Origin of the sequence: Amycolatopsis sp. NPDC049159, from assembly GCF_040648295.1 — a bacterium.
In the GTDB taxonomy this organism is placed as follows: domain Bacteria; phylum Actinomycetota; class Actinomycetes; order Mycobacteriales; family Pseudonocardiaceae; genus Amycolatopsis; species Amycolatopsis pretoriensis_A.
In genome coordinates, this window is the sequence record NZ_JBEZDL010000021.1 from 128,645 (window position 1) to 155,192 (window position 26,548).

The 26,548-nt window shown below is 72.0% G+C and carries 25 protein-coding genes; 11 read left to right on the plus strand and 14 right to left on the minus strand.

Going from position 1 to position 26,548, the window contains the following annotated elements; all coding sequences use genetic code 11:
* Positions 1 to 7: 7 nt before the first annotated feature.
* The 6 genes from AB0B33_RS34365 to AB0B33_RS34390 are packed head-to-tail and all read right to left on the minus strand — an operon-like array spanning position 8 to position 5,202.
* The gene (locus AB0B33_RS34365) at positions 8 to 535 is read right to left on the minus strand and encodes an isochorismatase family protein (protein ID WP_360779540.1); all 528 of its coding nucleotides are present in this window, start codon (positions 533 to 535) and stop codon (positions 8 to 10) included.
* Positions 532 to 1,965: a cytosine permease gene (locus tag AB0B33_RS34370; RefSeq protein WP_360779543.1), complete on the minus strand. Its 1,434-nt coding sequence runs from the start codon at positions 1,963 to 1,965 to the stop codon at positions 532 to 534. The genes AB0B33_RS34365 and AB0B33_RS34370 overlap by 4 nt, the downstream gene beginning before the upstream one ends.
* Positions 1,962 to 2,837: a PfkB family carbohydrate kinase gene (locus AB0B33_RS34375; RefSeq protein WP_360779545.1), complete on the minus strand. Its 876-nt coding sequence runs from the start codon at positions 2,835 to 2,837 to the stop codon at positions 1,962 to 1,964. The genes AB0B33_RS34370 and AB0B33_RS34375 overlap by 4 nt, the downstream gene beginning before the upstream one ends.
* Positions 2,834 to 3,829: an ADP-ribosylglycohydrolase family protein gene (locus AB0B33_RS34380; RefSeq protein ID WP_360779547.1), complete on the minus strand. Its 996-nt coding sequence runs from the start codon at positions 3,827 to 3,829 to the stop codon at positions 2,834 to 2,836. The genes AB0B33_RS34375 and AB0B33_RS34380 overlap by 4 nt, the downstream gene beginning before the upstream one ends.
* Positions 3,826 to 4,518, minus strand: coding sequence for a GntR family transcriptional regulator (locus tag AB0B33_RS34385; RefSeq protein WP_360779550.1), 693 nt, complete (start codon positions 4,516 to 4,518; stop codon positions 3,826 to 3,828). Before AB0B33_RS34385 ends, AB0B33_RS34380 begins: the two co-directional genes overlap by 4 nt.
* 33 nt (positions 4,519 to 4,551) lie before the next feature.
* The gene (locus tag AB0B33_RS34390; RefSeq protein WP_360779552.1) at positions 4,552 to 5,202 is read right to left on the minus strand and encodes a VC0807 family protein; all 651 of its coding nucleotides are present in this window, start codon (positions 5,200 to 5,202) and stop codon (positions 4,552 to 4,554) included.
* A 187-nt stretch (positions 5,203 to 5,389) separates the two neighbouring features.
* Here AB0B33_RS34390 and AB0B33_RS34395 point away from each other — a divergent pair, with 187 nt between their 5' ends.
* The gene (locus AB0B33_RS34395; RefSeq protein WP_360779555.1) at positions 5,390 to 6,340 is read left to right on the plus strand and encodes a hypothetical protein; all 951 of its coding nucleotides are present in this window, start codon (positions 5,390 to 5,392) and stop codon (positions 6,338 to 6,340) included.
* A gap of 451 nt (positions 6,341 to 6,791) precedes the next feature.
* Here the strand turns inward: AB0B33_RS34395 and dusB are convergent, their stop codons facing one another.
* Positions 6,792 to 7,931 (minus strand): tRNA dihydrouridine synthase DusB, encoded by a 1,140-nt coding sequence (gene dusB, locus AB0B33_RS34400; RefSeq protein ID WP_360779558.1) that lies wholly within the window; start codon positions 7,929 to 7,931, stop codon positions 6,792 to 6,794.
* A 101-nt stretch (positions 7,932 to 8,032) separates the two neighbouring features.
* Here dusB and AB0B33_RS34405 point away from each other — a divergent pair, with 101 nt between their 5' ends.
* The 4 genes from AB0B33_RS34405 to AB0B33_RS34420 all read left to right on the plus strand — a co-directional run bounded on the left by AB0B33_RS34405 (position 8,033) and on the right by AB0B33_RS34420 (position 12,606).
* Entirely contained in the window at positions 8,033 to 9,304 is a 1,272-nt protein-coding gene (locus AB0B33_RS34405) for a pentapeptide repeat-containing protein (protein ID WP_360779560.1), read from the plus strand.
* 10 nt (positions 9,305 to 9,314) lie between these two features.
* Positions 9,315 to 10,280 (plus strand): Gfo/Idh/MocA family oxidoreductase, encoded by a 966-nt coding sequence (locus AB0B33_RS34410; protein ID WP_360779563.1) that lies wholly within the window; start codon positions 9,315 to 9,317, stop codon positions 10,278 to 10,280.
* Positions 10,281 to 10,340: 60 nt separating this feature from the next.
* Positions 10,341 to 12,146 carry a DUF2339 domain-containing protein gene (locus tag AB0B33_RS34415; RefSeq protein WP_360779566.1) on the plus strand — a complete coding sequence of 602 codons (1,806 nt, stop codon included), beginning with the start codon at positions 10,341 to 10,343 and terminating at the stop codon, positions 12,144 to 12,146.
* Between the two features lie 67 nt (positions 12,147 to 12,213).
* Positions 12,214 to 12,606 carry a TIGR03667 family PPOX class F420-dependent oxidoreductase gene (locus tag AB0B33_RS34420; RefSeq protein ID WP_247016992.1) on the plus strand — a complete coding sequence of 131 codons (393 nt, stop codon included), beginning with the start codon at positions 12,214 to 12,216 and terminating at the stop codon, positions 12,604 to 12,606.
* On the opposite strand, the gene AB0B33_RS34425 is transcribed toward AB0B33_RS34420, so the two are convergent.
* The gene (locus AB0B33_RS34425) at positions 12,607 to 13,170 is read right to left on the minus strand and encodes a superoxide dismutase (RefSeq protein WP_360779570.1); all 564 of its coding nucleotides are present in this window, start codon (positions 13,168 to 13,170) and stop codon (positions 12,607 to 12,609) included. It abuts the gene before it with no gap.
* 126 nt (positions 13,171 to 13,296) lie between these two features.
* On the opposite strand from AB0B33_RS34425, the gene AB0B33_RS34430 reads away from it, so the two are divergent.
* Complete coding sequence (locus AB0B33_RS34430; protein ID WP_360779572.1) at positions 13,297 to 13,785, plus strand: DUF6328 family protein; 489 nt, start codon at positions 13,297 to 13,299, stop codon at positions 13,783 to 13,785.
* On the opposite strand, the gene AB0B33_RS34435 is transcribed toward AB0B33_RS34430, so the two are convergent.
* A complete protein-coding gene (locus AB0B33_RS34435; RefSeq protein ID WP_247016998.1) occupies positions 13,761 to 14,153 on the minus strand; it encodes a VOC family protein in 393 nt (130 codons plus the stop codon). The genes AB0B33_RS34430 and AB0B33_RS34435 overlap by 25 nt on opposite strands.
* Before the next feature lie 79 nt (positions 14,154 to 14,232).
* On the opposite strand from AB0B33_RS34435, the gene AB0B33_RS34440 reads away from it, so the two are divergent.
* Positions 14,233 to 16,050 carry a LamG-like jellyroll fold domain-containing protein gene (locus AB0B33_RS34440; protein WP_360779575.1) on the plus strand — a complete coding sequence of 606 codons (1,818 nt, stop codon included), beginning with the start codon at positions 14,233 to 14,235 and terminating at the stop codon, positions 16,048 to 16,050.
* A gap of 101 nt (positions 16,051 to 16,151) precedes the next feature.
* Complete coding sequence (helR, locus tag AB0B33_RS34445) at positions 16,152 to 18,356, plus strand: RNA polymerase recycling motor ATPase HelR (RefSeq protein ID WP_360779578.1); 2,205 nt, start codon at positions 16,152 to 16,154, stop codon at positions 18,354 to 18,356.
* 51 nt (positions 18,357 to 18,407) lie between these two features.
* Here the strand turns inward: helR and AB0B33_RS34450 are convergent, their stop codons facing one another.
* On the minus strand, positions 18,408 to 18,884 hold the full coding sequence (locus AB0B33_RS34450) for an Lrp/AsnC family transcriptional regulator (RefSeq protein ID WP_247017004.1): 477 nt from the start codon (positions 18,882 to 18,884) through the stop codon (positions 18,408 to 18,410).
* A gap of 264 nt (positions 18,885 to 19,148) precedes the next feature.
* Between AB0B33_RS34450 and AB0B33_RS34455 the strand changes: the two genes are divergently transcribed.
* Entirely contained in the window at positions 19,149 to 20,687 is a 1,539-nt protein-coding gene (locus tag AB0B33_RS34455) for an APC family permease (protein ID WP_360779581.1), read from the plus strand.
* Here the strand turns inward: AB0B33_RS34455 and AB0B33_RS34460 are convergent.
* Positions 20,684 to 22,045: an FAD-dependent monooxygenase gene (locus AB0B33_RS34460; RefSeq protein WP_360779584.1), complete on the minus strand. Its 1,362-nt coding sequence runs from the start codon at positions 22,043 to 22,045 to the stop codon at positions 20,684 to 20,686. The genes AB0B33_RS34455 and AB0B33_RS34460 overlap by 4 nt on opposite strands.
* A 63-nt stretch (positions 22,046 to 22,108) precedes the next feature.
* Here AB0B33_RS34460 and AB0B33_RS34465 point away from each other — a divergent pair, with 63 nt between their 5' ends.
* Positions 22,109 to 22,729 (plus strand): TetR/AcrR family transcriptional regulator C-terminal domain-containing protein, encoded by a 621-nt coding sequence (locus tag AB0B33_RS34465; RefSeq protein ID WP_360779587.1) that lies wholly within the window; start codon positions 22,109 to 22,111, stop codon positions 22,727 to 22,729.
* Here AB0B33_RS34465 and lysA read toward each other — a convergent pair.
* On the minus strand, positions 22,707 to 24,050 hold the full coding sequence (gene lysA / locus AB0B33_RS34470) for a diaminopimelate decarboxylase (RefSeq protein WP_360779589.1): 1,344 nt from the start codon (positions 24,048 to 24,050) through the stop codon (positions 22,707 to 22,709). The two genes, AB0B33_RS34465 and lysA, sit on opposite strands and share 23 nt — an antisense overlap.
* 211 nt (positions 24,051 to 24,261) lie before the next feature.
* Here lysA and AB0B33_RS34475 point away from each other — a divergent pair, with 211 nt between their 5' ends.
* Positions 24,262 to 25,218, plus strand: coding sequence for an RNA polymerase subunit sigma-70 (locus AB0B33_RS34475; RefSeq protein ID WP_360779592.1), 957 nt, complete (start codon positions 24,262 to 24,264; stop codon positions 25,216 to 25,218).
* Here AB0B33_RS34475 and AB0B33_RS34480 read toward each other — a convergent pair.
* Positions 25,215 to 25,403, minus strand: a complete 189-nt coding sequence (locus AB0B33_RS34480) for an RGCVC family protein (RefSeq protein WP_360779595.1) — start codon at positions 25,401 to 25,403, stop codon at positions 25,215 to 25,217. The genes AB0B33_RS34475 and AB0B33_RS34480 overlap by 4 nt on opposite strands.
* On the minus strand, positions 25,400 to 26,440 hold the full coding sequence (locus AB0B33_RS34485) for an acyl-CoA desaturase (RefSeq protein WP_360779598.1): 1,041 nt from the start codon (positions 26,438 to 26,440) through the stop codon (positions 25,400 to 25,402). The genes AB0B33_RS34480 and AB0B33_RS34485 overlap by 4 nt, the downstream gene beginning before the upstream one ends.
* Positions 26,441 to 26,548: the final 108 nt, after the last annotated feature.

Below are 26,548 nucleotides of genomic sequence, written 5' to 3' on the forward strand. Positions count from 1 at the left end.
GCCGAGCCTAGCCGAGCACCTCCTCCGTTGTGGCCACCGTCACCAAGGGGCTGTAGAGCCGCAAGATGTCGAGGGTTTTCGCGTGGCTTTCGTCGTCCACGCCAGCGCATGCGTCGGACACCACGGTGACCGCGACGCCTGCGTCCGCTGCGGCCAGGGCTGTCGACAGGACGCAGCAGTCCGTCGAGACGCCTGCCAGAACCAACCGGGCACCGCCGACGCGGGTTGCTAGGCGAGGCGTCCACTTGCCGAAGGTGGTCGCGTCCACTGTGGATGGTGGCTGGAACGCGTCGACGACCTGGTACAGCTGGGCGTCCGGGGGCTGCCGGGCGAAGGGCCACTGCGCGTAGTACTGCTTCCAGGCTCCTTCCGGGCTCGCGGGTGCGACGAACCGCGTGAACACGACGTCGTTGCCGAACGCTGTCACCAGCCGGCGGATAGGGGGGACGACCTCGGCGAAGCGTGGGGTGAACCACGGGCTCGCCGGGTCGGCGAAGACGTTCTGCAGGTCGATGACCGCCAGGACCGCTCTCATGCCGCCTCCTGGGCGCGGACCCGCTGCCGCGTCAGCAATGTGGCCAGGAAGCCCAGCGCCAGTGCCACCAGGACGCCGAGGTTCGCGAACGCCCATGCGCCGTCGCGGCCGCCGAGGCCGAGGGGCTCCAGGAGGTAGCCCTGCCACTTCAGCCAGTCCGCGGACGAGTTCGTCACCAAGCCCCAGCCGAGCGTCGTCGCCACCAGGATCACTGCGATCGGCTCGACGCGGACGTCGCCGTAGCGGCCCGCCGGGTCGAACAGCTCCCGCTCGGCGTAGTCGCGGCGGCGCAGCAGGACGTCCGCGAGCATCACGCCGCACCAGGCCGCCACCGGGACGCCCAGCGTGACCAGGAAACCCTGGAACTGGCCGAGGAACTCGCCGCCGAAGAACACGATGTAGACCGTGCCCAGCACCATCAGCACGCCGTCGACGAGCGCCGCCACCGGGCGGGGCACGCGCAGCCCGGCCGAAAGCAGCGCCAGGCCCGACGAGTAGATGTCCAGCACCGCGCCGCCGACCAGCCCGAGCACCGCGACGATCGCGAACGGCACCAGGAACCACAGCGGCAGCAACGTCGTCAGCGCGCCGATCGGGTCCGCCGCGATCGCCTTGTTCAGGTCCGGCGACGAGCCGGCCAGCAGCAGCCCGAACACCAGCAGCACCAGCGGCGCCACCGACGCGCCGAACGTCGTCCAGCCGACCACCCCGCGGCCCGACGCCGAGCGCGGGAGGTAGCGCGAGTAGTCCGCGGCCGCGTTGACCCAGCCGAGGCCGAAGCCGGTCATCAGGAACACCAGCGCGCCCACCCACTGCTGCGCCGAGCCGGACGGCAGCGCGCTGACCGCCGGCCAGTGCACGTCGCCGGCCACGAGCACCACGTAGACGACCGTGAGCACGCCGGTGATCCACGTGATCCACGTCTGCAGCTTCATGATCGCGTCGAAGCCCAGCACGCCGGCGGCGACGGTCAGCGCCGCGACGACCACCAGCGCGACCACCTTCGTCACCGTGCCGCCGCCCCAGCCGAGGCGGTCGAACACCGTCGCCGTGGCCAGTGTCGCCAGCGCCGTCAGCACGGTTTCCCAGCCGACCGTCAGCAGCCACGAGATCGCCGACGGCAGCCGGTTGCCGCGGACGCCGAAGGCCGCGCGCGAGAGCAGCATCGTCGGGGCCGACCCGCGCTTACCGGCGATCGCGATGAACCCGCACAGCAGGAACGAGAACAGGATGCCGACGACGCCGGCGACCAGCGCCTGCCAGAACGAGATGCCGAAGCCGAGGGTGAACGAGCCGTAGCTCAGCCCCAGCACCGACACGTTCGCGCCGAACCACGGCCAGAACAGCTGCCGTGGCCTGCCGCGCCGCTCGGCGTCGTCGATTACGTCGAGGCCGTTGGTCTCCACCTCGAGCCTGCGGGAACCGCTCATGTCGTGGCCTCCACCCAGTGGTCGATCTCCGTCCGGCTCGGCGCCGTCGCCGGGCCGGGCCGGGTCACCGAAAGCGCGGCCGCCGCGTTGGCGCGCACGGCGGCGTCGAGGAGGGTACTGCCGCGCAGCAGCTCCGCGGCCAGTACGCCGCAATGCGTGTCGCCGGCGCCGTTGGTGTCCACCGCGTCGACCGCGAAGCCGGGGACCTCGGTGGTCCGGCCGTGTTCGTGCACGCGGCAGCCCTTCGCGCCCTCGCGGACGACGGCGACCGGTGGCAGCTCGCCCAGCACGCCGGCTTCGCGGGCGTTGCAGCTCAGAATGTCTACAATGGACAGTACGTCATGGAGTTCTCCAGGGTCGATTTCGGCCACCAGCGGGCCGGGGTCGAACAGGACCCTCGAGCCGGGCAGCCGGGGCAGCCACTCGACGAGAGCCCTGCGATTGATCTCGTGCAACAGACTGTAGCCAGTCACGTACACCACGTCGTCATCATTTGGGAGGACTTGGTCGAGCAGATCGGGTCGCAGCCGTCCTTCGGCGCCGGTGCCGGTCGCGAAGGTGCGCTCGCTGCTCGCGTCGACCAGCGCGACGACGACGCCGGTGTCCAGCTCCGGCGTCGGTTCGTGGGCCAGTTCGACACCCTCGGCGGCCAGCGCGGCGCGTGCGAGGTCGCCCAGCGCACCGGTGCCGTGGGTGCCCGCGTAGAGCACCCGCGCGCCGGACCGCGCGGCCGCGGCCATCACGTTGAACCCGCCGCCGGGCAAGAGGTTCGTCGACGTCGCCAGGACGTCGCCGCCCGGCGGGGGCAGGGCCGGCACCGCCATGACCAGGTCGAGGACGACCTGCCCGGTGTGCACCAGCCGCCCGGTCATCGACGGCGCAGCTTGAGGAGCTCGTCGACCAGCGGGCCGAATTCCAGCCGGTTCACGCTGAGCACGGTCTCGACGACGTCGGGCCGGAAGGCGTCGACCCCGTGCGCGGCCCCGAGCATCGCCCCGCAGATCGCGGCCACGGTGTCGGTGTCGCCGCCCAGCCCGGCGGCCAGCCGCAGCGCCGCCGGCGGGTCGTCGCCCATGGCCTCGGCCAGCGCGAACGCGGCCACGACGGACTCCTGCGACGCGACCGACGTGCCGATCACCCTGGCGACCGCGTCGGCGACGGCGGCCGGCGCCATGCCCCGCACCCAGCCGCGGGCCCAGCCGATCCGGGCGGCGATCTCCCCGCCGGGCGCCCAGTGCCCGCGCTCCCCGCCGACGACGGCGGCGCGCTCACCCGCGTCGAGCGCTTCGGGCAGGCTCGCGCCGTCGATCCCGGCGGAAACGGCGGCGGCGACCGCGGCGGCGGCCGCGATGCCGAGGCTGGTGTTGTGCGTGACCCGCGCGGTCGCGACGACGGCGTCGACCAGGCGGTGCAGGTCCTCCGAAGGCGTGGCGATGCCGACCGGCGTGACCCGCATGGCGGCGCCGTTGGTGGTGCCGGTGCGGCCGGCTTCCTCGGCCGGAACGCCGTTCTGCAGCCGGGAAAGCGCGCGTTTCGTCGACGGGCCGAGCAGGTCGGCGGAGCCGCGGCGGACCATGTCCGCTTCCCAGATGAGCAGGGCGTCGGCGAAGACGTGCGGCTCGACGGTGCCGCGGCCGTCGATGAGCAGCCGGGCCAGCAGGACGGCCTGCTCGGTGTCGTCGGTGATCGACCCGGCGGGCATCGAGGGCGCGATCGGCTGCTCGGCGACGGCGGTCAGCAGGCCGGTGACCGGCCCGTAGGTGGCGGCGATCGCGGCGCGGGACATCGACTGCGTCGGCATGCCGAGCGCGTCGCCGACCGCCAGGCCGGTGAACGCGCCGAGCGCCCGGTCCCGCGCGCTCACCGGTGTCCGAAGGTGAGGTGGAACTGGAAGCGGTCCGGGTCCAGCAGGCTGACCACCCGCTCGACCAGCCTGCCCTCGGCGTCGACCGAGGTGCGCTCGGCGCGGAGGAAGAGTTCGCCGATGCTGCGGCCGAGGAGTTCGGCGGCGCAGGCGTCCAGGCGTTCGGTGCTGATCCACTGGTCGCCGCCGACGGAGACCAGGCCGGCGGCTTCGAGGGTCTTGGTGAGGGAGCCGTCGCGCAGGCCGGTTTCGGGGAGTTCGGCGAGCGGCCCGACGGCGGGCACGGTGGCGGTTTCCAGGGAAACCCCGCGGTCGTGCTCCTGCCGCAGCCGCCGGACGGCGACGTAGGTCTCCGGCCCGAACTCCTCGTGGAGCGCCTGGTCCCGGACGGTTTCGATGCCGAGGAGTTCGGTGGTGACGGGCGCGCCGGCGTCGGCGAGGGCGCGGGCCCAGCCGATCCGCTGGTCGAGCTGGACGCCGTCGAAGGTGACGAACGACCCGACGCCGGCCTGGGTGGAGATGAGGTCGAGCTGCTGCAGCTCGGACAGCGCGCTGCGGACCGTGCCGCGGCTGACCTGGTACTGCAGGGCGAGCTGGTGCTCACCGGGGAGGCGTTCGCCGTTGGCGAGGCGCCCGGAGCGGATCAGGCCGGTGAGGTCGCCGACCAGCTGCTGCCGCTTGCTGTACATGTACACACCTGTACACCCTGGCATCGTCGCAGGTCAAGCGGCGACGAGCGGCCGGGCGTCCGCCTTCGCCTCGGCGGCGATCAGCTTGCCCGCCTGCTCGGCGACCTTGCCGCCGGCGACCATCATCACCGCGAACGCGCCCACGAAGATGACGGTGCTCAGCCACACCATGGTTTCGATCGGCAGCGTGAAGGCGCCGATGACGCGGGCGGCGGACTCGAGGACGAACCCGATACCCCAGATGACGCTGGTGAGACGCATGATCCGCGAGAACTTCGGCGTGCCGCTGAGGCGTTCCCACGCGGCTTCGTTCTCCGCCTTGCCGCGGGTGAGGAACGGCTGGATCGTCTTGGTCATGATCGGCGCCGCGGTGCACGCGGAGACGAGGATGACGAGCCCGGTGATGCCGCTGCCGAGCGAATCCTTCGCGATCATCATGCGGGCGTCGCCGGAGACGAAGGTCAGCAGCATGCCGACGACGTTCGTGACCAGGACGACGAGCGCGAGGCCGTTGAGGGTGCGGTCCTTGGCGAACTGGTGGAGCGTCCGGGCGAGCGGGACGACACCGCTGAGGGCGAGCGAGAGGAAGACGCTCGCGCCGAGCGCGTGGAGCCCGTAGTAGACGCCGATCGGGACGGCGATCTCGACGGCGAGGGTCTGGAGCGGGGAACCGTTCTTCGTCATGCGAAAAGCTTGTCGCGGCGAGGGTCCGGGGACGGATGTCGTCCGCCACGACTTCGGCCTGACAGATGTCACGGGCCCGGTCGTGGACAACTTTCGCGGAAGGCGCGGTAACAGGTCGTGTCCCCGGGGCGACTCGGGGGCCATGGTTGTCACGACCCAACGCCCGTCAGCCACCGCGGGGCGACAGGTGGGAACGCAGCTCGCACGCCTGGTGCTGGCGCTGATCGTCGGCGCGGTCTTCCTCCTCGCCAGCTTGCCGAAGGGGGCGACGGCGCTCGCCCAGCGCGAAGATTGGGAATGGCTGACCGAGCCGGCGACCGCGAGCCGGTGGCTCGACGCGACGTTGTCCGGCGTGCCCGGTCTGCTGACCTGGCTCGGCTACGCGCTCCTCGGCTACCTCGGTGCGTTGCTGCTCGTCTCGCTCCGGCATTGGCGGCCCGATCTGTTCGCGATCGGCGTCGTGGTCGCCGCCCTCACCGCCGTCCTGCCGCACCTGCTCGGCTGCGTCGGTTTCGTCATCTTCAAGGTCGGTGCCTTCGTGGCCACGGTGCTGATCGCCGTGTTCGGCTTCTTCGGTGGCATCGGGCGGGCCGTCCGCGACTTCGTGGTCTTCCTGTTCACGAGCTGGTGGTGGGTGGTTCCGGCGATCGTCTTCGTCGGAGTGCTCGTCCTCTGGCGTCACGCCGCGAAGAAGTGGGTGAAGCCGCTCGCGGTGGCGCTGGCGTGGGTGGTCGGCGCGATCGCGGTGTTCGGCGGGCTCGGGCTGCTCTTGGGGCTGGTGCCGCAGGGTTTCTGGGACGCACTGGGCGCGGTGGTGGTCGTGGTGGTCCAGGTGGTGCTCGCGTTGCTCGCCGTCGCCACGGTCGGGCAGCTGTTCGTCGACCAGCTGCGGAGCACGGCGATCGCGGGCAGCGGCCGCAAGGGCGTGGTGATGGGGGCGATCGCCGTGGGGTCGGCCCTCGCGGTGCTCATGCTCATCGGGAACGTCTCGACGCCTACGACTGGTACCCGGACGCGATGGCGGCCTGGCTCCAGGTGCACCTGCGGAGCAACAGCGCGCCGAGCCTGGACACCTCGGTCGCCCTCGTGGTCGTGGGTTTTTCGGCGCTCGGCGTCCTCGGCAACCTCGGGCGGCTGAAACCGGAGCCGGACTTGGCCGAGTACCGCAGGTCGCTGGTCTACGCGATCATGGGCGGTGCCGCCGCGGTGGCGATCGGCGCGGTCGCCAAGCAGACGGAACGCTGATCCGGCCTCACGTTCCACGGGGCTGCGTCGTCGGGTTCGCATGGGAACGTTCTTGCGTGCTTCGGAGACCTTCGCGGTCTTCCTCTCGGCCGTCACCGCCGGCCTCTTGCTGACCACCCGGAGCGGGCACCCGCTGCACAGCGCCGCCGCGTACACCGTGTTCGGCGTCGCGGTGGTGCAGGTGGTGGCGGCGGTTCTGGCGTGGAAGCCGGGAGGTGGCTCGCCGCGGCCGATCCTGTTCGCCGTGGTCTTTCTCGGGCTCGTGCTCGCTCAGGTGGCGTTGGGGATCGCGCACGTCAAGGTCGTGCACGTGCCGCTGGGGGTGCTGCTGTTCGGGGTGAGCCTCAGCCGCCTGAGTGCATGTCTTCCGCTTCCGGGACGCAGTCGTCGTCCGGGTCGTCGAGCCAGCCGTGCGGGAGCGTGACCTTGCCCGGGCTGCCCTGGCGGCCGCGGGGGCCGTCGGCGTTGGCGGGGAACGGGGCGTCGTGGTCGAGGCGGCCGATGAGGTCGTCCAGCTCGGACAGGCCGGACACCATCGCGAAGCCGCGGCGGAGTTCGGCGCCGACCGGGAAGTTCATGAAGTACCAGGCCATGTGCTTGCGCAGGTCGCGCAGGGCCTTGGTCTCGCCGTCGTGGGAGATGAGGAGCTCGGCGTGCCGGCGCAGGACGCGCGCCACCTCGCCCAGGTTCGGCGGGGTCGGCAGCGGGCGGCCGGCGAAGGCGGCTTCGAGCTCGCCGAACAGCCACGGGCGGCCGAGGCAGCCCCGGCCGACGACGACGCCGTCGCACCCGGTTTCGTCGACCATGCGCAGGGCGTCGGCGGCGCTGAAGATGTCGCCGTTGCCCAGCACTGGGATGCTGGTGACGGCTTCCTTCAGCTCGGCGATCTTCGTCCAGTCGGCCTGGCCGGAGTAGCGCTGGGCGGCGGTGCGCGCGTGGAGGCTGACGGCGGCGGCGCCCTCGGCCTCGGCGATGCGGCCGGCGTCGAGGAAAGTGCGGTGGTCGTCGTCGATGCCGATGCGGAACTTGACCGTGAACGGCACGTCACCAGCCGCGCGCACGGACTCGCGCACGATGGCCTCGAACAGCTTCCGCTTGAACGGCAGCGCGGCCCCGCCGCCCTTGCGCGTCACCTTCGCGACCGGGCAGCCGAAGTTGGAGTCGACGTGGTCGGCGAGCCCTTCGCCGACGATGATCCGGACGGCTTCGGCCATGGTCTTGGGGTCGACGCCGTAGAGCTGCATGGACCTGGGCTTTTCGTCGGCCCCGAAGGTCATCATGTGCATGGTGCCGGGGTGCCGTTCGACGACGGCGCGGGCGGTGATCATTTCGCAGACGTAGATGCCGGCGCCGTACTCGGCGCAGAGCTGCCGGAAGGCGACGTTGGTGATGCCGGCCATGGGAGCGAGCACGACTGGGGGATCGACCTGGTAGGGGCCGATCTTCAGGGCGGGCTTGCTCAGGGTGGCGGTCACGTCCTCCATTGTCGCTTGTGGTGTCGATCACGTCGACCAGGGGCACCGACCGAGGTGGCTGCGCAGTTTTCCCGTCCCGCGGACCAGGGCGGTGCGGCACCATGCCCACCATGGCCGAACCCGCCGCGCCCGAGCCGGTGCGACCGTTGCCGGGGCGGACCGTTCTCCTGGTCGCGCTCCTCCTCGGCCTGCTCACCGGGGGTGCGGTGGTCGCGTTGATCTGGTGGGTGAACGTCAGCGGCACCCTGGCCGGGGCGCGGCTCGACGCCGTCCGGGTCGGGTTGAGCATCGCCGTCGGTGGGGGTGGGGTGTTCGCGCTGTTCCTGGCCTGGCGGCGGCAGCGGTCCACCGAAGCCGACCACCTGCAGCGTGAACGGACCTTGGAACGGACGCTGGAGCAGCAGCGGGAAGTCGCCGCCGACAACAACCGGGACGCCGTCGAGCGGCGGATCACCGAGCTGTACACCAAATCGGCCGAACTGCTCGGCGCGGACACGGCTCCGGTGCGGCTGGCCGGGGTCTACGCGCTCGAACGGCTCGGGCAGAGCAACCCCGGGCAGCGCCAGACCGTGGTGCACGTGTTCTGCGCCTATCTGCGCAACCCCGGTGTGCCCGACGAGCAGGAGCAGCACGTCCGGTCGACCGTCCAGCGCGTCCTGAACAGTCACCTCCAAGGCGCCGCGGCCTGGCCCGGCCTCGACATCGATCTCACCGGCGCGGTCCTGCACGATTTCGACTTCGCCGGCTGCGTCGTGCGGCAGGCGACCTTCGACCGGGCGACGTTCCGGGGCCGGGCGAGCTTTCGCTGTGCCCGGATCGAATCCACGGCCTTGTTCCAGGGAACCCGGTTCGAGGACCACGCCGAGTTCGGTGGCGCGTTCGTGGACTGCTCGAGCTTCGACGGCGCCCGGTTCGCCAAGCTCGCCGTCTTCAACGGTGCCGAGTTCGGCGCGGTCGATTTCACCGGGACGGCGTTCGAGGCCGGGGCCATGTTCCGAGGCGCCGATTTCCAGGGGCGTGCGGTCTTCGGCGGGGCCCGGTTCGACGACGCCACCGTCTTCGACGACGCGAAGTTCCACGACCTCGCGAGCCTGGCCGGCACCGTGTTTCTCGACAGCGCCGTGTTCACCGACGTCGAATTCCTGGGTCCGTCGACGTTCCGCCGCACCGATTTCCGCGACGACGCGTTGTTCGGCGGGTGCGTTTTCCACCAGGGGACCGACGTCTTCCCTTACGCCCGCCTCGACGTCACCGAGACGGCGGCGAAGCGCGCGTGGCCGCCGACCTGGCGGCTCGTGACGTCGACGGACACCGAGATCCCCGACCACGAAGGACGCTGGGGCGAGGTCTTCGACACGACGATGTCCGACCAGGACGCCTAGGCTCGCGGTCATGAACGACAAGCCCCTGCGCTGGGGAATCATGGGTACCGGTGGCATCGCCAAGGCCTTCGCCGACGACCTGCGGCTGACCACCTCCGGCGTCGTCGCCGCGGTCGGGTCCCGGACGGCCGAGAGCGCCGAGCGCTTCGCCGAACCGAGGAACATCCCCACGCGGTACAGCAGCTACGAAGCTCTCGCCGGCGATCCTGACATCGATGTCGTCTACGTCGCCACGCCGCACCCCCTGCACCACGGCAACGCGCGGCTCGCGCTCGAAGCCGGCAAGCCCGTGCTCGTCGAGAAGCCCTTCACCATGGACGCCGCCGAAGCGCGGGACCTCGTCGAGCTGGCGCGGGACAAGAACCTCTTCCTCATGGAGGCCATGTGGACGCGGTTCCTCCCGCACGTCCGGCACATCCGTGAGCTGCTGCCGCGGCTCGGGGACGTCGTCACCGTCTTCGCCGACCACGGGCAGTGGTTCGCCGAGGACCCCGGGTTCCGGCTGTTCGCCCCCGAACTCGGCGGTGGCGCCCTGCTCGACCTCGGGATCTACCCCGTCTCCTTCGCCTCGATGGTGCTCGGTGCACCCGAGCGCGTCGCGGCCATGGCGACGCCCGCCTTCACCGGCGTCGACGCCCAGATGTCCATGCTGTTCGGCTACGCCGGCGGTGCGCAGGCCGTGCTCAGCTGCACGCTCGGCGCGGTGTCGCCGACCACCGCGTCGATCGTCGGGACCGAGGCGCGCATCGAGATCGAGGGCGCCTTCTACGCGCCCGCCTCCTTCACGCTCATCCCGCGCGAAGGCGACCGGAGCCGCTTCGAGTACGTCGACGAGGGGCGTGGCCTGCGGTACCAGGCCGACGAGGTCGCGCTCCGGCTGGCGAACGGTGAGGTCGAGAGCCCCCACATGCCGCTGGCCGAGACCGTTTCGATCATGACCACCATGGACGAGGTGCGGGCCGCGACCAGGACGTGACCCGGGTTTGAGTAGTGCTACGGATCCGCAGGTGGGCGCCGGTGCGTGACCCTGTCCGGTATGACCACCGAAGCGGATGTGCTCCTCCGGCTCGCCGGCGAGATCGACGACCTGGGGCGTCGCCTCGCCCTGGTGGGCGCCGAACTGCGGACCGCGCGCACCGAGCAGCCGAAGCCCGAACCGGCTCCGCAGCCCCAACCGCAAGCCGCGCCGCAACCCCCGCCGCAGCCGCAACCGCAGCCCCAGCCGATGCCGCCGTGGCCGCAGTACCAGTGGCAGCCGCCGCCGCAGCAGTACTTCCCGCCCCCTCCGCAGCCGCCCTACCAGCCCGTTCCCCGGCAGACGCTCGGCGAAAAGCTCGGCAAGGAAGGCGCCGGGAGCCGGGTGCTCGCCTGGGTCGGCGGGGCCGTCACGCTGCTCGGCGTCGTCCTGCTGCTGGTGCTGGCCGTCCAGCGGGGCTGGCTCGGGCCGCTGCCGCGGGTGCTCGTCGGCGCCGCCTTCGGGCTGGCGCTGACCAGCACCGGTGTGTGGCTGCACCGCAAGCCCGCCGGCCGGACCGGGGCCTTCGCCCTCGCCGCCACCGGGATCGCGACGCTCTACCTGGACGCCGTCGCCGCGACGTCGCTCTACGAGTTCCTGCCGGTGCTCGCCGGGCTCGCGGCCGGGCTGGCGATCACCGTCGGCGGGCTGCTCGTGGCCGTGCGCTGGGAATCGCCGCTGCTGGCTTCCGCCGTCGTCGTCGGCTGCGTCGTCTGCGCGCCGATGATCACCCGCGGCTTCACCGCCGAACTGGTCACCTTCCTGCTCATGGTCCAGCTCGCGACGACGCCGGTGCAGCTGCGCCGCGACTGGTCGTCGCTGACGCTCGCCGCCGGCGTCCCGCCGCTGTTCGCCTCCGTGATCAGCACGGCGGTGCTCGGGCAGGGCGGCGGCTGGGCCAACACCGCCGCGGCCGGGGGCGCCGGTGTCGCCGGGATCGTGCTCGCGCTGATCGTGCTGCGCCGCCGCGAGAACGACCCCGCCGCGCTTTCGGTGCTGGCGACGGCCGTGCTCCCCACGCTCATCGCCGCCGTGCTGCTGCCGAAGGCGCAGGCCGTGCCGATCACGGCGGGCGCCGGCGTCCTCCTGGTCGCCGTCTGGGCCGCGCGCCGCTTCTGGCCGGGCGTCGCCGGGCACCTGGCCGGGCTGGCCGGCCTGCTCGCGATCCTGCAGGCGACCGTCACGCAGTTCGACGGCGCGGCCCGCGCCGGAGTCCTGCTCGGCGAGGCGCTGCTGCTGGTCGTGGCCGCGGTCGCCGGGCGCAACCGGTTCGCGCTCGGCGCCGCGCTCGGCTTCGCCGCGATCGGCGGGCTGATCGGCGTGTTCTTCGACGTCACGCCCGCGCTGCTGATCGTCCCGCGCGGCCGCTCGGCCGCCGAACTGGCCGGGTCGCTCGCGGTTGCCGCGCTCATCCTCGCCGTGTCGGTCGCGCTGCCGTGGGCGGCGGCGCGCCTGGCGGTGTTCCGCGGCCCGGCCGACGACCTGCCGGTGTGGCTCCTCGCCGGTGTCGCGGCGCTGTACGGCGCCGCCGGGGTGGTGCTGTGCGGGTCGCTGCTCGCGGTCCCCGGCCGCTCGGGCTTCCTGCTCGGCCACGCGCTGATCACGGTGTCCTGGACGGTCGCCGCGCTCCTCCTGCTGCTGCGCGGGATCGACGTCGTCGGGCTGCGCGTGACGGGGTTGGTCCTGGTCGGCGCCGCGGTGCTCAAGCTGGTGCTGTTCGACCTTTCGGCGCTCGACGGCCTCGCCCGGGTCGGCGCCTTCCTCGGCGCCGGGCTGGTGCTGCTGGCGGCCGGGACGCGGTACGCGCGCCGGGTCGCCTCGCGCTAGCGGGAAGAATTGTCGGTGCCTCGTGGTTACCTGGGTCACAGGACCGAGGAGCCAGGGGGCACCGACAATGGCAGAACCGAAGCTCGCCGACCGGGCGGGCGAGAACATCGCGTGGCTGACCACCGTCACGCCGAAGGGGCGGCCCGCACCACGACCGGTGTGGTTCGTGCTCGACGGCGACGACGTCGTCGTGTTCAGCAAGCCGGACACCGCGAAGATCCGGCACATCGCGGCGAACCCCGAGGTGAGCTTCCACCTCAACGGCGACGAGCACGGCGGCGCGATCCTCGTGGTCAACGGGAAAGCGACCGTCGACGAGGCGAAGGCCTCCGAGGCGCCGGGGTACCTCGACAAGTACCGCTCCCACTACGCGGCGATCGGTTTCGAGACACCGGAAGCCTTCGACGCCGAGTACTCCGTGCGCATCCGCGTGGTGCCCGAGCGCTCCTGGGGGTGGTGACTAGAAGTCCACGTCCAGGCAGGCGAGCCGGGCACCAGCCGTGCCCGCGTGGCCGGGATCGGTGTGCGTGTGCGTCTCGTGCACGACCACCGAGCGGGGCCGCCGCGCGTCGAACGTCCAGTCCACAGTGGACCGGGCGAAGCCGGTGCCGAGCCGGTCGGCGGTGAAGTCGAGCCAGATTTCGTTGCGTGGGTTGGCGTACGCGGGGTCGGTCGACGGCTTCACCGGGTCCGGCACGTGCTGGAAGTGCGGGCCGGCGGCGTCACCGGTGGCGCCGCACGGCTGAGCGTGCGCGTGGGCGCCGTAAGCGCGGCCCGGACGCAGGCCGGTGACGACGAGCGTGGTCGACGTGCCGGCGTGCGCCGCCGAGAGGCTGAACACGTGCGCCCGGGCGCCGACGGGCACGAGATCGGGCCGGTACGTCACCGCGTGTGCGCTGGGGGCATACGCGGTGAACGTGCCGTGCGCGGTCGCGACGTGCACGGGCGACGTGGAGGCGGACGCGACGGAGGGGAAGAACGCGGTGAGGGCGGCCGCGGCGGCAAGGGCCGGGAGAAGACGCATGATCCCTCTCTAACCAGCGCGGCCGGTGGCCACCATGATCTTCACACGAACGAGTGACCGGATTGTGGGGGAAAGTCACGTTCTTCCCATCCGGTGGGAGATCGCGGGCGCGGTTAAGGTTTTCGAGTGCCCGAACACACCGGCGAGACCCGCAACGAGCAGCTGACGCGCAACGTCGGCGAGCTGCTGCAGGAGCTGCGGGTCGCGCAGGCCGGCGTGCAGATCCTGTTCGGGTTCCTGCTTTCGGTCGTGTTCACCGACCGCTTCCACGACGCCAGCGGCTTCGAGAAGTCGCTGCACCTGTCCGCGGTGGCGCTCGCCGTGGCGGCGACGGCGCTGCTGACCGCGCCCGCGGCCTGGCACCGGCTGCTGTTCCGCACGGGGAGCCGGGAGCGGATCCTGACCGTCGGCAACCGGCTCGTCCTGGTCGGGCTGGTCTGCCTGGCCCTGGCGATCACGTCGACGGTCGCGCTGATCGCGAAGGTCGTCTACGGCGGGATCGCGATGGGCGTGATGGCCGTGCTGTGCCTGCTGATCTTCGGGATCCTCTGGTTCGTCATGCCGTTCCGGCTGCACCAGCGCGGCGACGATCAGCCGACGGGCCCGCCCGAGTAGCGCGTGTCCTCCTGGACGAAGCAGAGCGGGTTGCCGAACGGGTCGTCGGCGTAGAACGACCGCTCGCCCCAGAACTGCGTCTCGACGGCGTCGTCGATCCAGCGCGGCCGGGCGGCTTGCACGCGCTCGTACGTCTCGTCGACGTCGTCGACCGCGAGGTAGACGATGCGCGGGTCCTTGCCCGGGCGCGGCTCGCGGTGCTCGGGCGGCGCCTCGACGCAGGCGAGCACGACGTCGCCGCAGCGGAAGTAGTGGCGGTTGAGCGCGATCCGCTCACCCGGCTGGCCGAGGACGGCGGCGTAGAACGCGACGGCGACCTCGACGTCGTCGACGGGCTGGATCATCCGGAACACCCGCGGGCCGCTCATGGGCGAACAGTACCGCTGTTCATCCCGCGTTCGGCAGCAGTTGCCGGGGCGGTCGGCCGGCGCCCGTAGCTTCCGGCCCGTGACTGACACTTCTCGCCGGACCTTCCTCCTCGGCGCACCGGCCGTCGCCGCCGCGGCGACCCTGCCGGGCGTCCTCGGCGCACCGGCCGCCCAAGCCCAGGGCCGGCACCGCCCCGACGCCGAAGATCCGCGCTTCACGCTCGTGGTCATGCCGGACACGCAGTACCTGTTCGACGAGGACCGCGGCGACGCGGCCCCGCTGGACGCCTCGCTGCGGTACGTCCTCGACGAATCGGCTGACAACGTTGTCTTCCTCGCCCACCTCGGCGATCTCACCCAGAACGGCCGCGCCGACGAGTTCGCCAGGATCAGCAGGTCGTTCCAGGCGCTCGACCGCCGCCGGTTCCCGTACAGCACCCTCGCGGGCAACCACGACATCGACGGTTCGAAGGACGACCAGCGCGGCCCGTCGCCGTACCTCGACGCCTTCGGCCCGCAGCGCCAGCGCAACTCGCCGACGTTCCGCGGCGCCACCGAGGACGGCTACAACAGCTACCACGTCTTCCGCGGCGGCGGCCGCGAATGGCTGCTGCTCGCCCTCGACTGGCGGCCCTCCGCGGGTGGCCTGAACTGGGCGAAGCAGGTCCTCGCGCAGCACCCGACGCTGCCCGCCATCCTCACCGTCCACGAACTCGTCTGGGCCGACGACGACCACCAGGCCCAGTTCTCGACGTTCGGCGAGCTCGTCTGGAAGGAGCTCGTCGACGGCAACGACCAGATCTTCCTGACGCTCAACGGCCACTACTGGCCGACCGGCCGCACGGTCCGCAAGAACGCCGCCGGCCACGACGTCCACGTGCATATCGCCAACTACCAGGACCGCTACTACGGCGGCAGCGCGATGGTCCGGCTCTACCAGTTCGACCTCGCCCGCGGCGTGGTCGACGTCCGGACGTTCTCGCCGTGGCTCGCCGCGCAGGACCACCTGAGCGAGCTGCAGCGGATCGAGGCCGAGCGCAGCGGGCCGGCCGACTACTTCAGCCTCGAGATCGACTTCGCCGAGCGTTTCAAGGGCTTCGCCCCGGTGCCGGTCCCGCCCGGGCGCCCGGCTAAGCAGCTCCTGGTGCCGGGAACCGTCGCCTACTGGCGCTTCGAGGGCGGGCAGGACGGCAAGCCGGTGCCGGCCGACGTCGTCGTGCGCGACCAGACCGGGCACGGCAACGACCTCACGCGCGTCACCGCGCCCGGCAGCGGGCCGGACCAGCTGAAGTACTCGAGCGAGTTCTCGCCGCGGCAGCCGTCGCGGGCGAGCCTGAGCTTCGACGGCGGCCGCGACCCGAGCCGGGGCGCGTACCTGCGCACCGTCGACCGGGCGCCGATGAACAAGCTCAAGTTCGAGCGCGGCTACACCGTCGAGGCGTTCTTCCGGCTGCCGGCGGACTTCAAGGACGGCCACCACGGCTGGTGCGGCCTGTTCGCCCGCCAGGGCAGCGGCGCGGCGGCGGGCAAGACCGGCGACGACCCGAAGGAATCGGCCGCCACACTGTCCCTTTCGGACGGTGGGGAGCTGCAGTGGGCGGTGTACCCGCTCAACCAGGACCGCACCGCGACGAACTGGGGTCACGAGCTGGCGGTGGAGAAGTGGTGGCACGTCGCCGTGGTCAACGACGGCCGCCGCACGGTCGTGTACGTCGATGGCTGCCCGGTGGTGCGGAACCCGTCGACGCCGGCGATCGGGCTCGCCGCCCCGGGCGGCTCGTGGCTGGTCGGCGCCTCGTCCTACGACGGGAAGGTCGACCGGAGTTTCGCCGGGCTGCTGGGGGACGTGCGGGTGGTCGACCGGCCGCTGAACCCGCGCGAATTCATGCTGGGCTGAACCCCTTGACGGCGGGTGGACAATAAAAAATCGGCGTGCTCTCCGAAACAACAAGGAGAACCCGCCGAACCTGGAGCCAGTCTAACCGCTGTGAGGGGAAATTGTCAAATCAGGGGTACGACGAGGAATTGCGGGACGAGCGCGCGTACATCGCCGGGCTGTACGCGCGGCTCGACCGCGAACGCGAGCAGGCGCGGGCCCGTTACCGGACCGCGCTGGGGGAAACCGGGATCGCACTGGTGGAGCGGGACGCCGACGTGCGCGTCCGGGCCCGGGAAGCCGCCCGGCTGAACGTCGTCGACAACGGCCTTTGCTTCGGCCGGTTGGACGCCCTTTCGGGCGAACGCGGGTACATCGGCCGGATCGGTCTCTTCGACGGCGAAAACGACTACGAACCCCTTCTCCTGGATTGGCGGGCGCCGGCCGCGCGCCCGTTCTACGTCGCCACCGCGGCGACGCCGGAAAACATGCACCGCCGTCGCCGGTTCCATTCCCTCGGCCGCCGGGTGACCGGGTTCACCGACGAGGTGTTCGGCCGTCCCGGTGCCGGCGAACGCGGCGACGCGGCGCTCCTGGCCGCCGTCACCGCACCCCGCGGCGAGGGCATGCGGGACATCGTCGCGACGATCCAGGCCGAGCAGGACGAGATCATCCGGCTCGGCCACGCGGGCGTCCTGGTGGTCGAAGGCGGCCCGGGCACCGGGAAGACCGCCGTCGCGCTGCACCGCGTCGCCTACCTGCTCTACACCCGGCGCGAGCGGATGTCGCGCACCGGCGTACTGGTCGTCGGGCCCAGCCCGCTGTTCCTCGACCACATCGGCCGCGTGCTGCCGTCGCTCGGCGAATCGGACGCCGTCTTCATGACCACCGGCGACCTCGTCCCCGGTCTGCGCGTCACCGCCGAAGACGCGCCGGAGGTGGCGCGGCTCAAGGGATCTTCGAAGATGGCCGGCGTCCTCGCGGCGGCGGTCGCCGACCGGCAGCGGGTGCCGGACGAACCGGTTCCGGTCGAGCTGGCCGACGTCACCGTCGACCTCGACGCGGACGTCGCGGCCGAGGCCCGGCTCGAAGCGCGCCGGTCGGGCCTGCCGCACAACGAAGCCCGCGCGGTGTTCCGCGAACACGTCGTCACGATCCTCACCGAGCGCGCGGTGGCGAAGATCGGTGAAGGCTGGCTGACCCGGGAGGACCGCGGTGCGTGGGCCGATCTCCGCGCCGACGTCCGCGAAGAGCTGGCCGAGCACGAAGAGCTCGGCGCCGCGCTCGGCGCGCTGTGGCCGGAGCTGACGCCGGAGACGCTGCTGGCGCCGCTGTACATGTCCCCGCGCCGGCTCGCGGCCGCCGGTGCCGACCCCGCGTTGTTCCGCGCGGACGGCGGCGCCTGGACGGTCTCGGACGTGCCGCTGCTCGACGAGCTCGTCGACCTGCTCGGCCGCGACGAGGCCGCCGACCGCGCGGCCCGGCGGCGGCAGGCGGCGGAAGAGGCCGAGTACTCCGCCGGCGTCCTGGACGTCCTCAAGCTGGACCGCGAGGAGATGGACGAAGACGTCCTGCTGAGCGCCGAGAACCTGCTCTTCGGCGAGGACCTGGCCGAGCGGTTCGTCGAGCGCGACCCCCGCGACCTCGCCGAACGCGCGGCGGCGGACCGGGACTGGACGTACGGGCACGTCGTCGTCGACGAGGCGCAGGAACTGTCCGAAATGGACTGGCGGGTGCTGATGCGGCGCTGCCCGAGCCGCTCGTTCACGATCGTCGGCGACCTCGCCCAGCGCCGGTCGGCGGCCGGCGCGACGGCGTGGGGCCCGGTGCTCGCGCCCTACGTCGGCGACCGCTGGCAGTACCGCGAACTGACCGTGAACTACCGCACACCGGCGGAGATCATGACCGTCGCCGGTGCCCTGCTCGCGCGGTTCGCCCCGGACGCGCGGCCGCCGGAATCGGTGCGGGCGAGCGGGATCCGGCCCTGGTCCAGACAAGTTGCGGACGGCGAACTGCCGGCCGCCATCGGCGAATTCGCCCGCGACGAGGACGGCCGTGCGGGCACGGCCGTGGTGATCGGGCCGCCGGGCGTGCCCGGCGCGGTGACGCCGTCGGCCACCAAGGGCCTGGAGTTCGACGCCGTCCTCGTCGTCGAACCGGAGCGGATCCTGGCCGAAGGCCCGCGCGGCGCGGCCGAGTTGTACGTCGCGCTCACGCGCGCCACGCAGCGCCTCGGCGTGCTGCACCGGGAACCGCTGCCGGCGGTGCTGAGCGGGCTCGCCGAAGCCGGGGCTCCCGCCCGGGCCGGGCACCGGCGGTTCGTCTAGTGCCTCGTGAGTGAGAAACAGTGTTCTGACCCTGTTTCTCACTCACGACCGCTACGCCGTGAGCCGGCCCCACGAGTAGTTCTGCTTGGCCAGCTTGAGGTACACGAACAGTTCGGTCCCGGAAACGCCCGGGATCTGCCGGATCTCCTCGCCGAGCACCTCGAGCATGTGGTCGTCGTCGCGGCAGACGAGCTCGGCCAGCAGGTCGTACCGCCCGGCGCACAACACGACGTAGTGCACGTTCGGCAGTTCGGCGAGTTTGTTCGCCACCTCGCGCGGATCGGCGCCGTCGACGCTGATCCCGACCATCGCCTGCCTCGTCAGATCGACGTTGACCGGATCGGTCACCGCCACGATCTGCATGAGGTCGTCGCGCAACAGCCGCTGCACGCGCTGGCGGACGGCCCCCTCCGAAAGCCCGACCGCCTTCGCGAGCGCGGTGAACGACGCGCGGCCGTCCTGCTGGAGCAGGGCGATCAATGATCTGTCCGTGTTGTCCAGTCCGCGCGCACGTGAATCTTCACCCATGCCGTCCCTCCCTGTGTTTCGGCATGTGATTTGTCAAGTGCGCAGCGTATCGAGACCTGACCAGAAAGCGAGACCCCCGCGCCAGCTTCGCGTGATCCGGCGTGCACGTCGCCGTCTGCCGAGGAATCGGTGGCGGGGGACGAAAATCACGAGGCTTTCCGAGGCGGTTTTGTGCGCCCGCGCACAGCCGCACGCGCTCGGCGCGCCCCGCCGGGTACCGTCTGGCGGCTCTGTCGTCTCGCTTTGCCCCAGGAGGACCAACGCATGTCGGAGGCCGTGGCGCTCGGCGTCGCTCCCGCCGTCCCCGGGAAGGGGCTGCGCGGCGGCGCCCTGGGCATGGTGTCGTCGATGGTCATCGGGATGTCGTCGACCGCTCCGGCGTACTCGATCGCGGCGACGCTCGGACTGATCGTCTTGGCCGGTACCGGGTTCAAGGCGGCCGCGTTCGTCCTGCTGTCCTTCGTGCCGGTGCTCTTCGTGGCGCTCGCGTTCCGCGAGCTGAACACCGCGGAACCCGACTGCGGGACCAACTTCACGTGGGCGGCGCGCGCGTTCGGCCCGCACGCGGGGTGGTTCACCGGCTGGGTCGTGACGGTCGCGCAGCTGCTGGTGATGAGCAGCCAGTCCGCGCTCACCGGCCGGTACACGCTGCTGCTGTTCGGCGCGTCCGGCGCGGCGGACAACCGCTGGCTCACGACGGCGATCGGCGCCGGGTGGCTCCTGGCGCTGTGCTGGCTCTGCTACCGCGGCATCGAGGTCTCCGCGCGGGCGCAGTGGATCCTGCTGGGCGTGGAGCTCGTCGTCCTCGTGCTCTTCTCGGTCGTGGCGCTGGTCCGCGTCTTCGCGGGCACGGCCGGGCCACAGGCGTCGGTGCCGCGCCTCGACTGGCTGTGGCCGGGCGGGGTCGGCGCCGGCACGGCGGTTTCGGCGGTGCTGCTCGCCGTGTTCATCTACTGGGGCTGGGAAAGCTCGCTGTCGGTCAACGAAGAGTCGGCGGACCCGCGGCACGCGCCGGGCCGCGCGGCGGTGCTCTCGACGGTGCTGCTGGTGCTGAACTACCTGCTCGTCACGGTCGCCGCGCTGGCCTTCGCGGGCGTCGGGAGCGAGGGCGTCGGGCTGGGCAACGAAGCGAATTCCGAAGACGTCCTCGCGGGGCTCGGCGGCGCGGTGTTCGGCGACGGCACCGCGGGCAAGGTGCTGGGCGTGCTCCTGATCGTCTCGGTGCTGACCAGCGGCGCCGCCACCAGCCAGGCGACGATCATGCCGGCGGCGCGCACGACGTTGTCGATGGCCAGCCACGGCGCGCTGCCCCGCGTCTTCGGGCGCGTGCACCCGCGGTTCCGGACGCCGTCGGTGGCGACCTGGACGTTCGGGCTGGTCTCGCTCGCGGTGTACGTGCTGCTCGCGCTGGTCAGCGACAACGTGCTGGCGGACTCGGTCGACGCGGTCGGGCTGACCATCGCGATCGAGTACACGATGACGGCGCTCGCCTGCGTCTGGGTGTTCCGCCGGACGCTCTTCGCGAGTGCCCGCAACTTCTTGCTGCGCGGGCTGCTGCCGTTCCTCGGCGGGGTGTTCTTCCTGGCCGTGCTGGGGTTCGCGCTGGTCGAGTACGCGCGGCCGGACGCGGGCGAGACGACGGTGTTCGGCATCGGCGGCGTGGCGGTGATCGGCGTGGTGTCGATCGTGCTGGGGGTGCCGCTGATGTTCGCGGTGCACCGCGCCTGCCGCGACTTCTTCGCCGGGCGCCGCCTGCCACGCGGGGTGGTGCGGCGCGGCGGCGACGTCATCGAACCGGGCTAGAACCAGGTGTCGAGGGCGGTGGCCGGTGAACCTTCGCCGGCCCACGCGATGACGCCGTCCGGCCGGAGCAGCAGCGGCCCGGTGTTCGTGGCGGACACGACGTCGACGCGTGGTTCGGTGACGTGGTCGCTGGTCAGCAGGAGGCCGCGGCCGGTGCGGGTGTGCTCGTGCAGTCGCGATTCGTGGCCGTCGGTATCGACGATTTCGACGTCCGGGCAGTGCTCGCCGGCCGGCTTCGGGGCGGGGTAAGGGAAGTCGTACCGGTCGCGGACGCCGGACAGCAGGTCCGCGAAGTACCTGTTCGCCTCGGGCAGGTCCATGACCTCCGCGACGATCTCCCGCAGCGCGTCGACGTGCGGACCGGGCGCCAGCAACGCCGACTGCGCGCGCGTGTTGCGCAGCACCGCTTCGCCGGCCGGGTGCCGTTCGCGCGTGTACGTGTCGAGGAACGTCTCGGGCTTTTCGCCGCGCAGGACGGCGCCGAGCTTCCAGCCGAGGTTGGCCGCGTCGAGCAGGCCTAGGTTGAGGCCCTGGCCGCCGCTCGGCGAGTGCACGTGGGCGGCGTCGCCGGCGAGGAAGACGCGGCCGCGGCGGTAGCCGGGCACCTGGCGGGCCTGGTCGCCGAACCGCCGTTCCTCGCGGAACTCCTCGACGACGACGTCCGCGCCGGTGATCCGCCGGACGCTCGCGGCGAAGTCGGCCGTGGTGACGGGCTCCGGGTTCGCCGCGGGCTCGGTGGTCCCGACCATGCTGCCGCCGTGCAGGAACGCCCCGCCGGGGTAGCGCCCGGCCGGCGGGACTTCGCCGGCGAAGCGCACCTGCCCGGCGATCGTGCGCAGCAGCGCGGGCGTGCCGGGGAACTCGAAGCCGGCCAGCTTGCGGACGGTGCTGCGGCCGCCGTCGCACCCGACGACGTACTTGGCGCGCCAGGCCTTTTCCGCGGTGACCGTGACGCCGTCCACATCGGACTCGACCGCGGTGACCCCGTGCCCGCGCAGCACCCGGACACCCGCGGCGTGGCCGGCGAGGACGCGTTCCAGCTCCGGCTGCCAGATGTTGGTCCGCGGGCGGTCTTCGCGCGGGACGATCTTGAAGATGTTCGCGAAGTGGCCGCGGGTGCTTCCGTGGTCACGGGCGAGGTCCTTGGTGCCTTCGACGTCGGCCTTCGCGAGCTGTTCGCCGAGCCCGCGGCGCCACAGCGCTTCCGTCGCCAGCGCGCCGAGGCCGCGTGCCTTCGGTTCTTCGGACGGGGTCTTCAGGCGCTCGAGGACCAGGGGCTCGACGCCCGCCAGCTTGAGCTCCGCCGCGAGGAACAGGCCCACCGGACCCGCGCCCACGACGATCACGTCGGCATCCATGCTTTCTCCTTAACTAGTTAAGGGCTAGGATGTCCTTAACTAGTTAAGGCGTCAAGGAGGAGCATGCCGCTGGAAGTCGCCGACGCCGTCCGCGTCGCGCTGAAGCTGCTGGAAGACGAGGGCCTGGACAAGCTGACCGTGCGGCGGCTGGCCACCGAGCTCGGCGTCAAGGCACCCGCGTTGTACTGGCACTTCAGCGGCAAACGCGCACTGCTCGACCACATGGCGGACGCGATCGTCGCGCCGGTCGTCGCCGGGCTGCCGGCGTCCGGGCCGTGGCTCGCGTGGCTCGAAGAAGCGGGCTTCGCGCTGCACACGGCGTTGCTCGCGCACCGCGACGGCGCCCGCGTCGCGCTCGGCGCGGACCTCCGGGCGGCCCGCGCGCTCGGTGAACTCGCCGAGCGCGCGACCGGCGTCCTGCACGACGCGGGCTTCCCGCTCGGCGAGGCGACCCGCGCGTCCGGGGTGCTGGTGCACTTCGTGCTCGGCCGGGCCGTCGAGGACCAGACGCGGTTGCCGCCGGCGGAGGAGGCCGCGGTGATCGCGTCCGCGGCGTTCCCGTTCCCGCTGATGGCCCGCGGCCTGCGCGAACGGGCCGGCTCGACGGTCGAGGACGACTTCCGGTACGCGCTCGGCGTGCTGCTCGCCGGGCTCGAAGCGGCTAACCGAGGTCGCGGCGGCTGAGGTCCTCCTCGGTCTCGCGGCGCACCAGCAGCGTCGCGACGCCGTTCTTCACCCCGACCAGCGGCGGGCGCCCGACCTGGTTGTAGTTCGACGCCAGCGAGTGGTGGTAGGCGCCGGTGCACGGCACGGCCAGCAGATCGCCCGCGCGCAGGTCGGCGGGCAGCGCGATGCCGTCGGCGAGGACGTCGCCGGCTTCGCAGTGCCGTCCGACGACGGTCATCGGGACGCGCTTCGCGGTGGAGCGCCGGCCGACCAGGCGCGTCGTGTACCGGGCGCCGTAGAGCGACGGGCGCGCGTTGTCGCTCATGCCGCCGTCGACCGCGACGAACGTGCGGCTGCCGCGCTTGACCGCGCACACGCGGTACACCGTGATCCCGGCCGGCCCGACGATCGCCCGGCCCGGTTCGATCGTCAAGCGGGGCAAGGGGAAGTCGTGCGTCGCGCACTCGTAGGCGAGTGCCACGCGCAGGCGCCGCGAGTAGCCGCCGAGGTCGAACGCGGGCTCGCCGCCGACGTACGGGACCGCGTGCCCGCCGCCGAGGTCGAGCTCCCGCAGCGTGACGCCGTGGGTGTCGCGGAACCGGACGAGCACCTCGGCCATCCGCCGCGCGGCGGCTTCGTACCGGTCGACCCGCGAGACCTGCGAACCGATGTGGCAGTGCAGCCCGACCAGCCGCAACCCGGGCTGCGCCCGCAGTGCTGCCGCGGCGGCATCGACGTTGTCGGGAACGCCGTCGAGCAGCGAAAACCCGAACTTCTGCCCTTCGGCGCCGGTGCTGATGGCGGCGTGCGCACCGGCCGCGACGCCCGGCGTCACCCGGATCATCACCTGCTGGCCGCCGTGGGCGAGCGCGCCGAGCTGCTCGATCTCGTCGAGCGAGTCGACCACGATCCGCCGCACGCCGTAGCCGAGCGCGGCCTTCAGGTCTTCGGGAGTCTTCGCGTTGCCGTGCAGCAGCATCCGCTCGGCGGGGAAGCCGACGGACCGGGCGACGGCGATCTCCCCGGCGGAGCAGGTGTCGAGCGACAGCCCCGCTTCGGCGACCCAACGCAGCACGGCACGCGTGCAGAGCGCCTTGCTCGCGTACGCGACTTCGACGTCCGGGAGCGCTTCGCGGTACTCGCGGGCGGTGTCGCGAACCTGCTGCTCGTCGAGGAGGTAGGCGGGCGTCCCGAAGCGGGCGGCGAGGTGGCTGACTCGCGCGCCGGCGAAGAGGAGCTCGCCGTCTTCGCCGAGTCGGGTGCTTCGCGGCCAGACTCCTGGCTCGAGGTGATCGGCGGCTTCGCAGCCGAGGCTGGGAAGGAGCTCGCTGAGCGTCACGGGTGCCTCCGGGCATCGCGGCGGATCGGACCCCGTCAGGACACCGCCGGCCGCGCCCCCGGGCGTCCCCCCTGAATGCGGTCCTGACGGGTTCCCGCCGCTCGCTTACTCGTCTTTAACGCGCGGGTAACTTCGGCCACAGTGCGCGTGACCTGCGAAGAGGTGATTTTCCGTGCCGGGCGCCGTCACACCGGGCATGGTTACCGACACGATGGACGAGACCGAGTTCGCCGCATTGACCGAGCAGCACCGGCGCGAGCTGCGGGCGCACTGCTACCGGTTCCTGGGCTCCCTGGACGAGGCCGAGGACCTGGTGCAGGAGACGTTCCTGCGCGCGTGGCGCGGCCGTGAGCAGTACGCGGGCCGCGCGAGCGTGCGCGCCTGGCTGTACAAGATCGCCACGAACGCGTGCCTCGACTTCCTCGGCCGCACACCACGCGTGGTTCCTTCGGTGGACCTGCCGGTGGCTTCCGGCTCGCACCTGGCGCCCCGGCCGGCGGCGGCCGTCCCGTGGCTGCAGCCGGCGCCGGACGACCTCCTGGACGTGGCGATCGCGCGGGAGACGGTCGAGCTGGCGTTCCTCGCCGCCGTCCAGTACCTCTCGCCGCGGCAGCGCGCGGTGCTGATCCTCCGCGACGTCGTCGGCTGGTCGGCGAAGGAGACCGCGGCCGCGTTGGAGACGACCCCGGCTTCGGTGAACAGCTCGCTTCAGCGGGCGCGGGCCGAGCTGAAGGAGCAGCTGCCTTCGCGGCGCACGGAGTGGCGCGTCGAGTCGAGCGGCGAAGAGCGGGCGGTCGTTTCCCGCTACATCGCGGCGATCACGGCGGCGGACGACACGGCCATCGCGGCCGTGCTGAGCGACGACGTCCGGTGCAGCCACCAGCCGGGCGCCGGCGGCCACCCCGGTCCGGACCCGACCTGGTACGGCGGGCTGGCGACGGTCCTCGAGGGCTGGGCCCCGGTGCTGCACGGCGCCGCGACGATGGAGCTGCGCATGCTGCCCACCCGCGCGAACGGCGGCCCGGCCGTCGCGACGTACCTGCGTCACGACGGCCGGTTCCGCGCGTTCGGCCTCAACGCGCTGTCGATCGGCGGCGACCGGGTCACCGAGGTGACGACGTTCGTGCCGTCGGTGTTCCCGGCGTTCGGGCTGCCGGACGCGCTCTAGCGGGTCGCCTCTTTGACGTGGTCCTGCGCCGAGCCGCACACGCAGCCGCGGTCGGTTCCCTGACCGGCCGTGGTCGCGGCGCAGTAGCGGCGGGCGATCGCGTCGTGCGTGCCGAGCGGGTGCGGGCAGTTCGGGCACCGGACACCGGCGCGGGGCACCTCGGGTGCCGTCTCCGGGGCGGTCACGCCGCCACCTTCGCCGGCCGCCGCAGCGGCTCACCCGCCTCGTGCAGGTGCTGCAACACGTACCAGTAGGAGCGGGCCCAGCCGCACTGGGCGTACGAAATCCCTTGCCGGGCGCAGAAGTCCCGGACGATCACCTGCGCGTGCTTGAGGTTCGGCCGGGCCATGCTCGGGAACAGGTGGTGCTCGATCTGGTAGTTCAGCCCGCCGAGGGCGAAGTCCACCACCGGGCCGCCGCGGACGTTGCGCGAGGTCAGCACCTGTTTGCGCAGGAAGTCCAGCTTGTGCCCGGCCGAAACCATCTCCATGCCCTTGTGGTTGGGCGCGAACGAGCAGCCCATGTACAGCCCCCACAGGAACTGGTGCACCAGGATGAAGATGATCCCGGTCAACGGCGAGAGCACGATGAACACCGCGGCGAGGTAGGCCACCAGGTGCGCGATCAGCAGCGCGGATTCGAGCTTGTGCTGGCGGACGTCCTTGCGCCACACGGCTTTCACGCTCGACACGTGCAGGTTGAGGCCTTCGAGCAGCAGCAGCGGGAAGAACAGGAACGCCTGGTACTTCGCCATCCAGCGCAGGAAGCCGCGCTTGCGGGAGCTCTGCGCCTTGCTGAACGCGAGCGCGGCGATGTCGACGTCCGGGTCTTCGTCTTCGTTGTTGGGGTTGGCGTGGTGGCGCGAGTGCGTCCCGATCCACCAGCCGTAGCTCAGCCCGGTCAGTCCGCCGTGGACGAGCCCGGTGGCGTCGTTCGCCTTGCGGCTGCGGAAGATCTGCTTGTGCCCGGCGTCGTGGCCGATGAACGACAGCTGCGCGAACATCATCGCGAAGAACGCGGCGAGGAAGAGCTGCCACCACGAGTCGCCGAGGAAGGCGAAGGCGACCCAGCCGCCGCCGAACGCGGCGAGGTTGAGCCCGATCCGCACCGCGTAGTACCGCCGCCGCCGTCGGAGCAGCCCGGCGTCCTTGATGAGCCGGGACAGCTCGGCGAAGTCGCTTCCGGTTGTGGCCGGAAGCTCCGGATTTCGGGTGGAAGTCATCGGGATCACCGCTCTGGGTAAGTCGTAAAGGCTTGTCCAGCAACGGTTTCCGGCCCCGACGGGGTCCGGGTCCGGTCCGGGAAAAGGGCACTGGGGCCTCGACGCGGT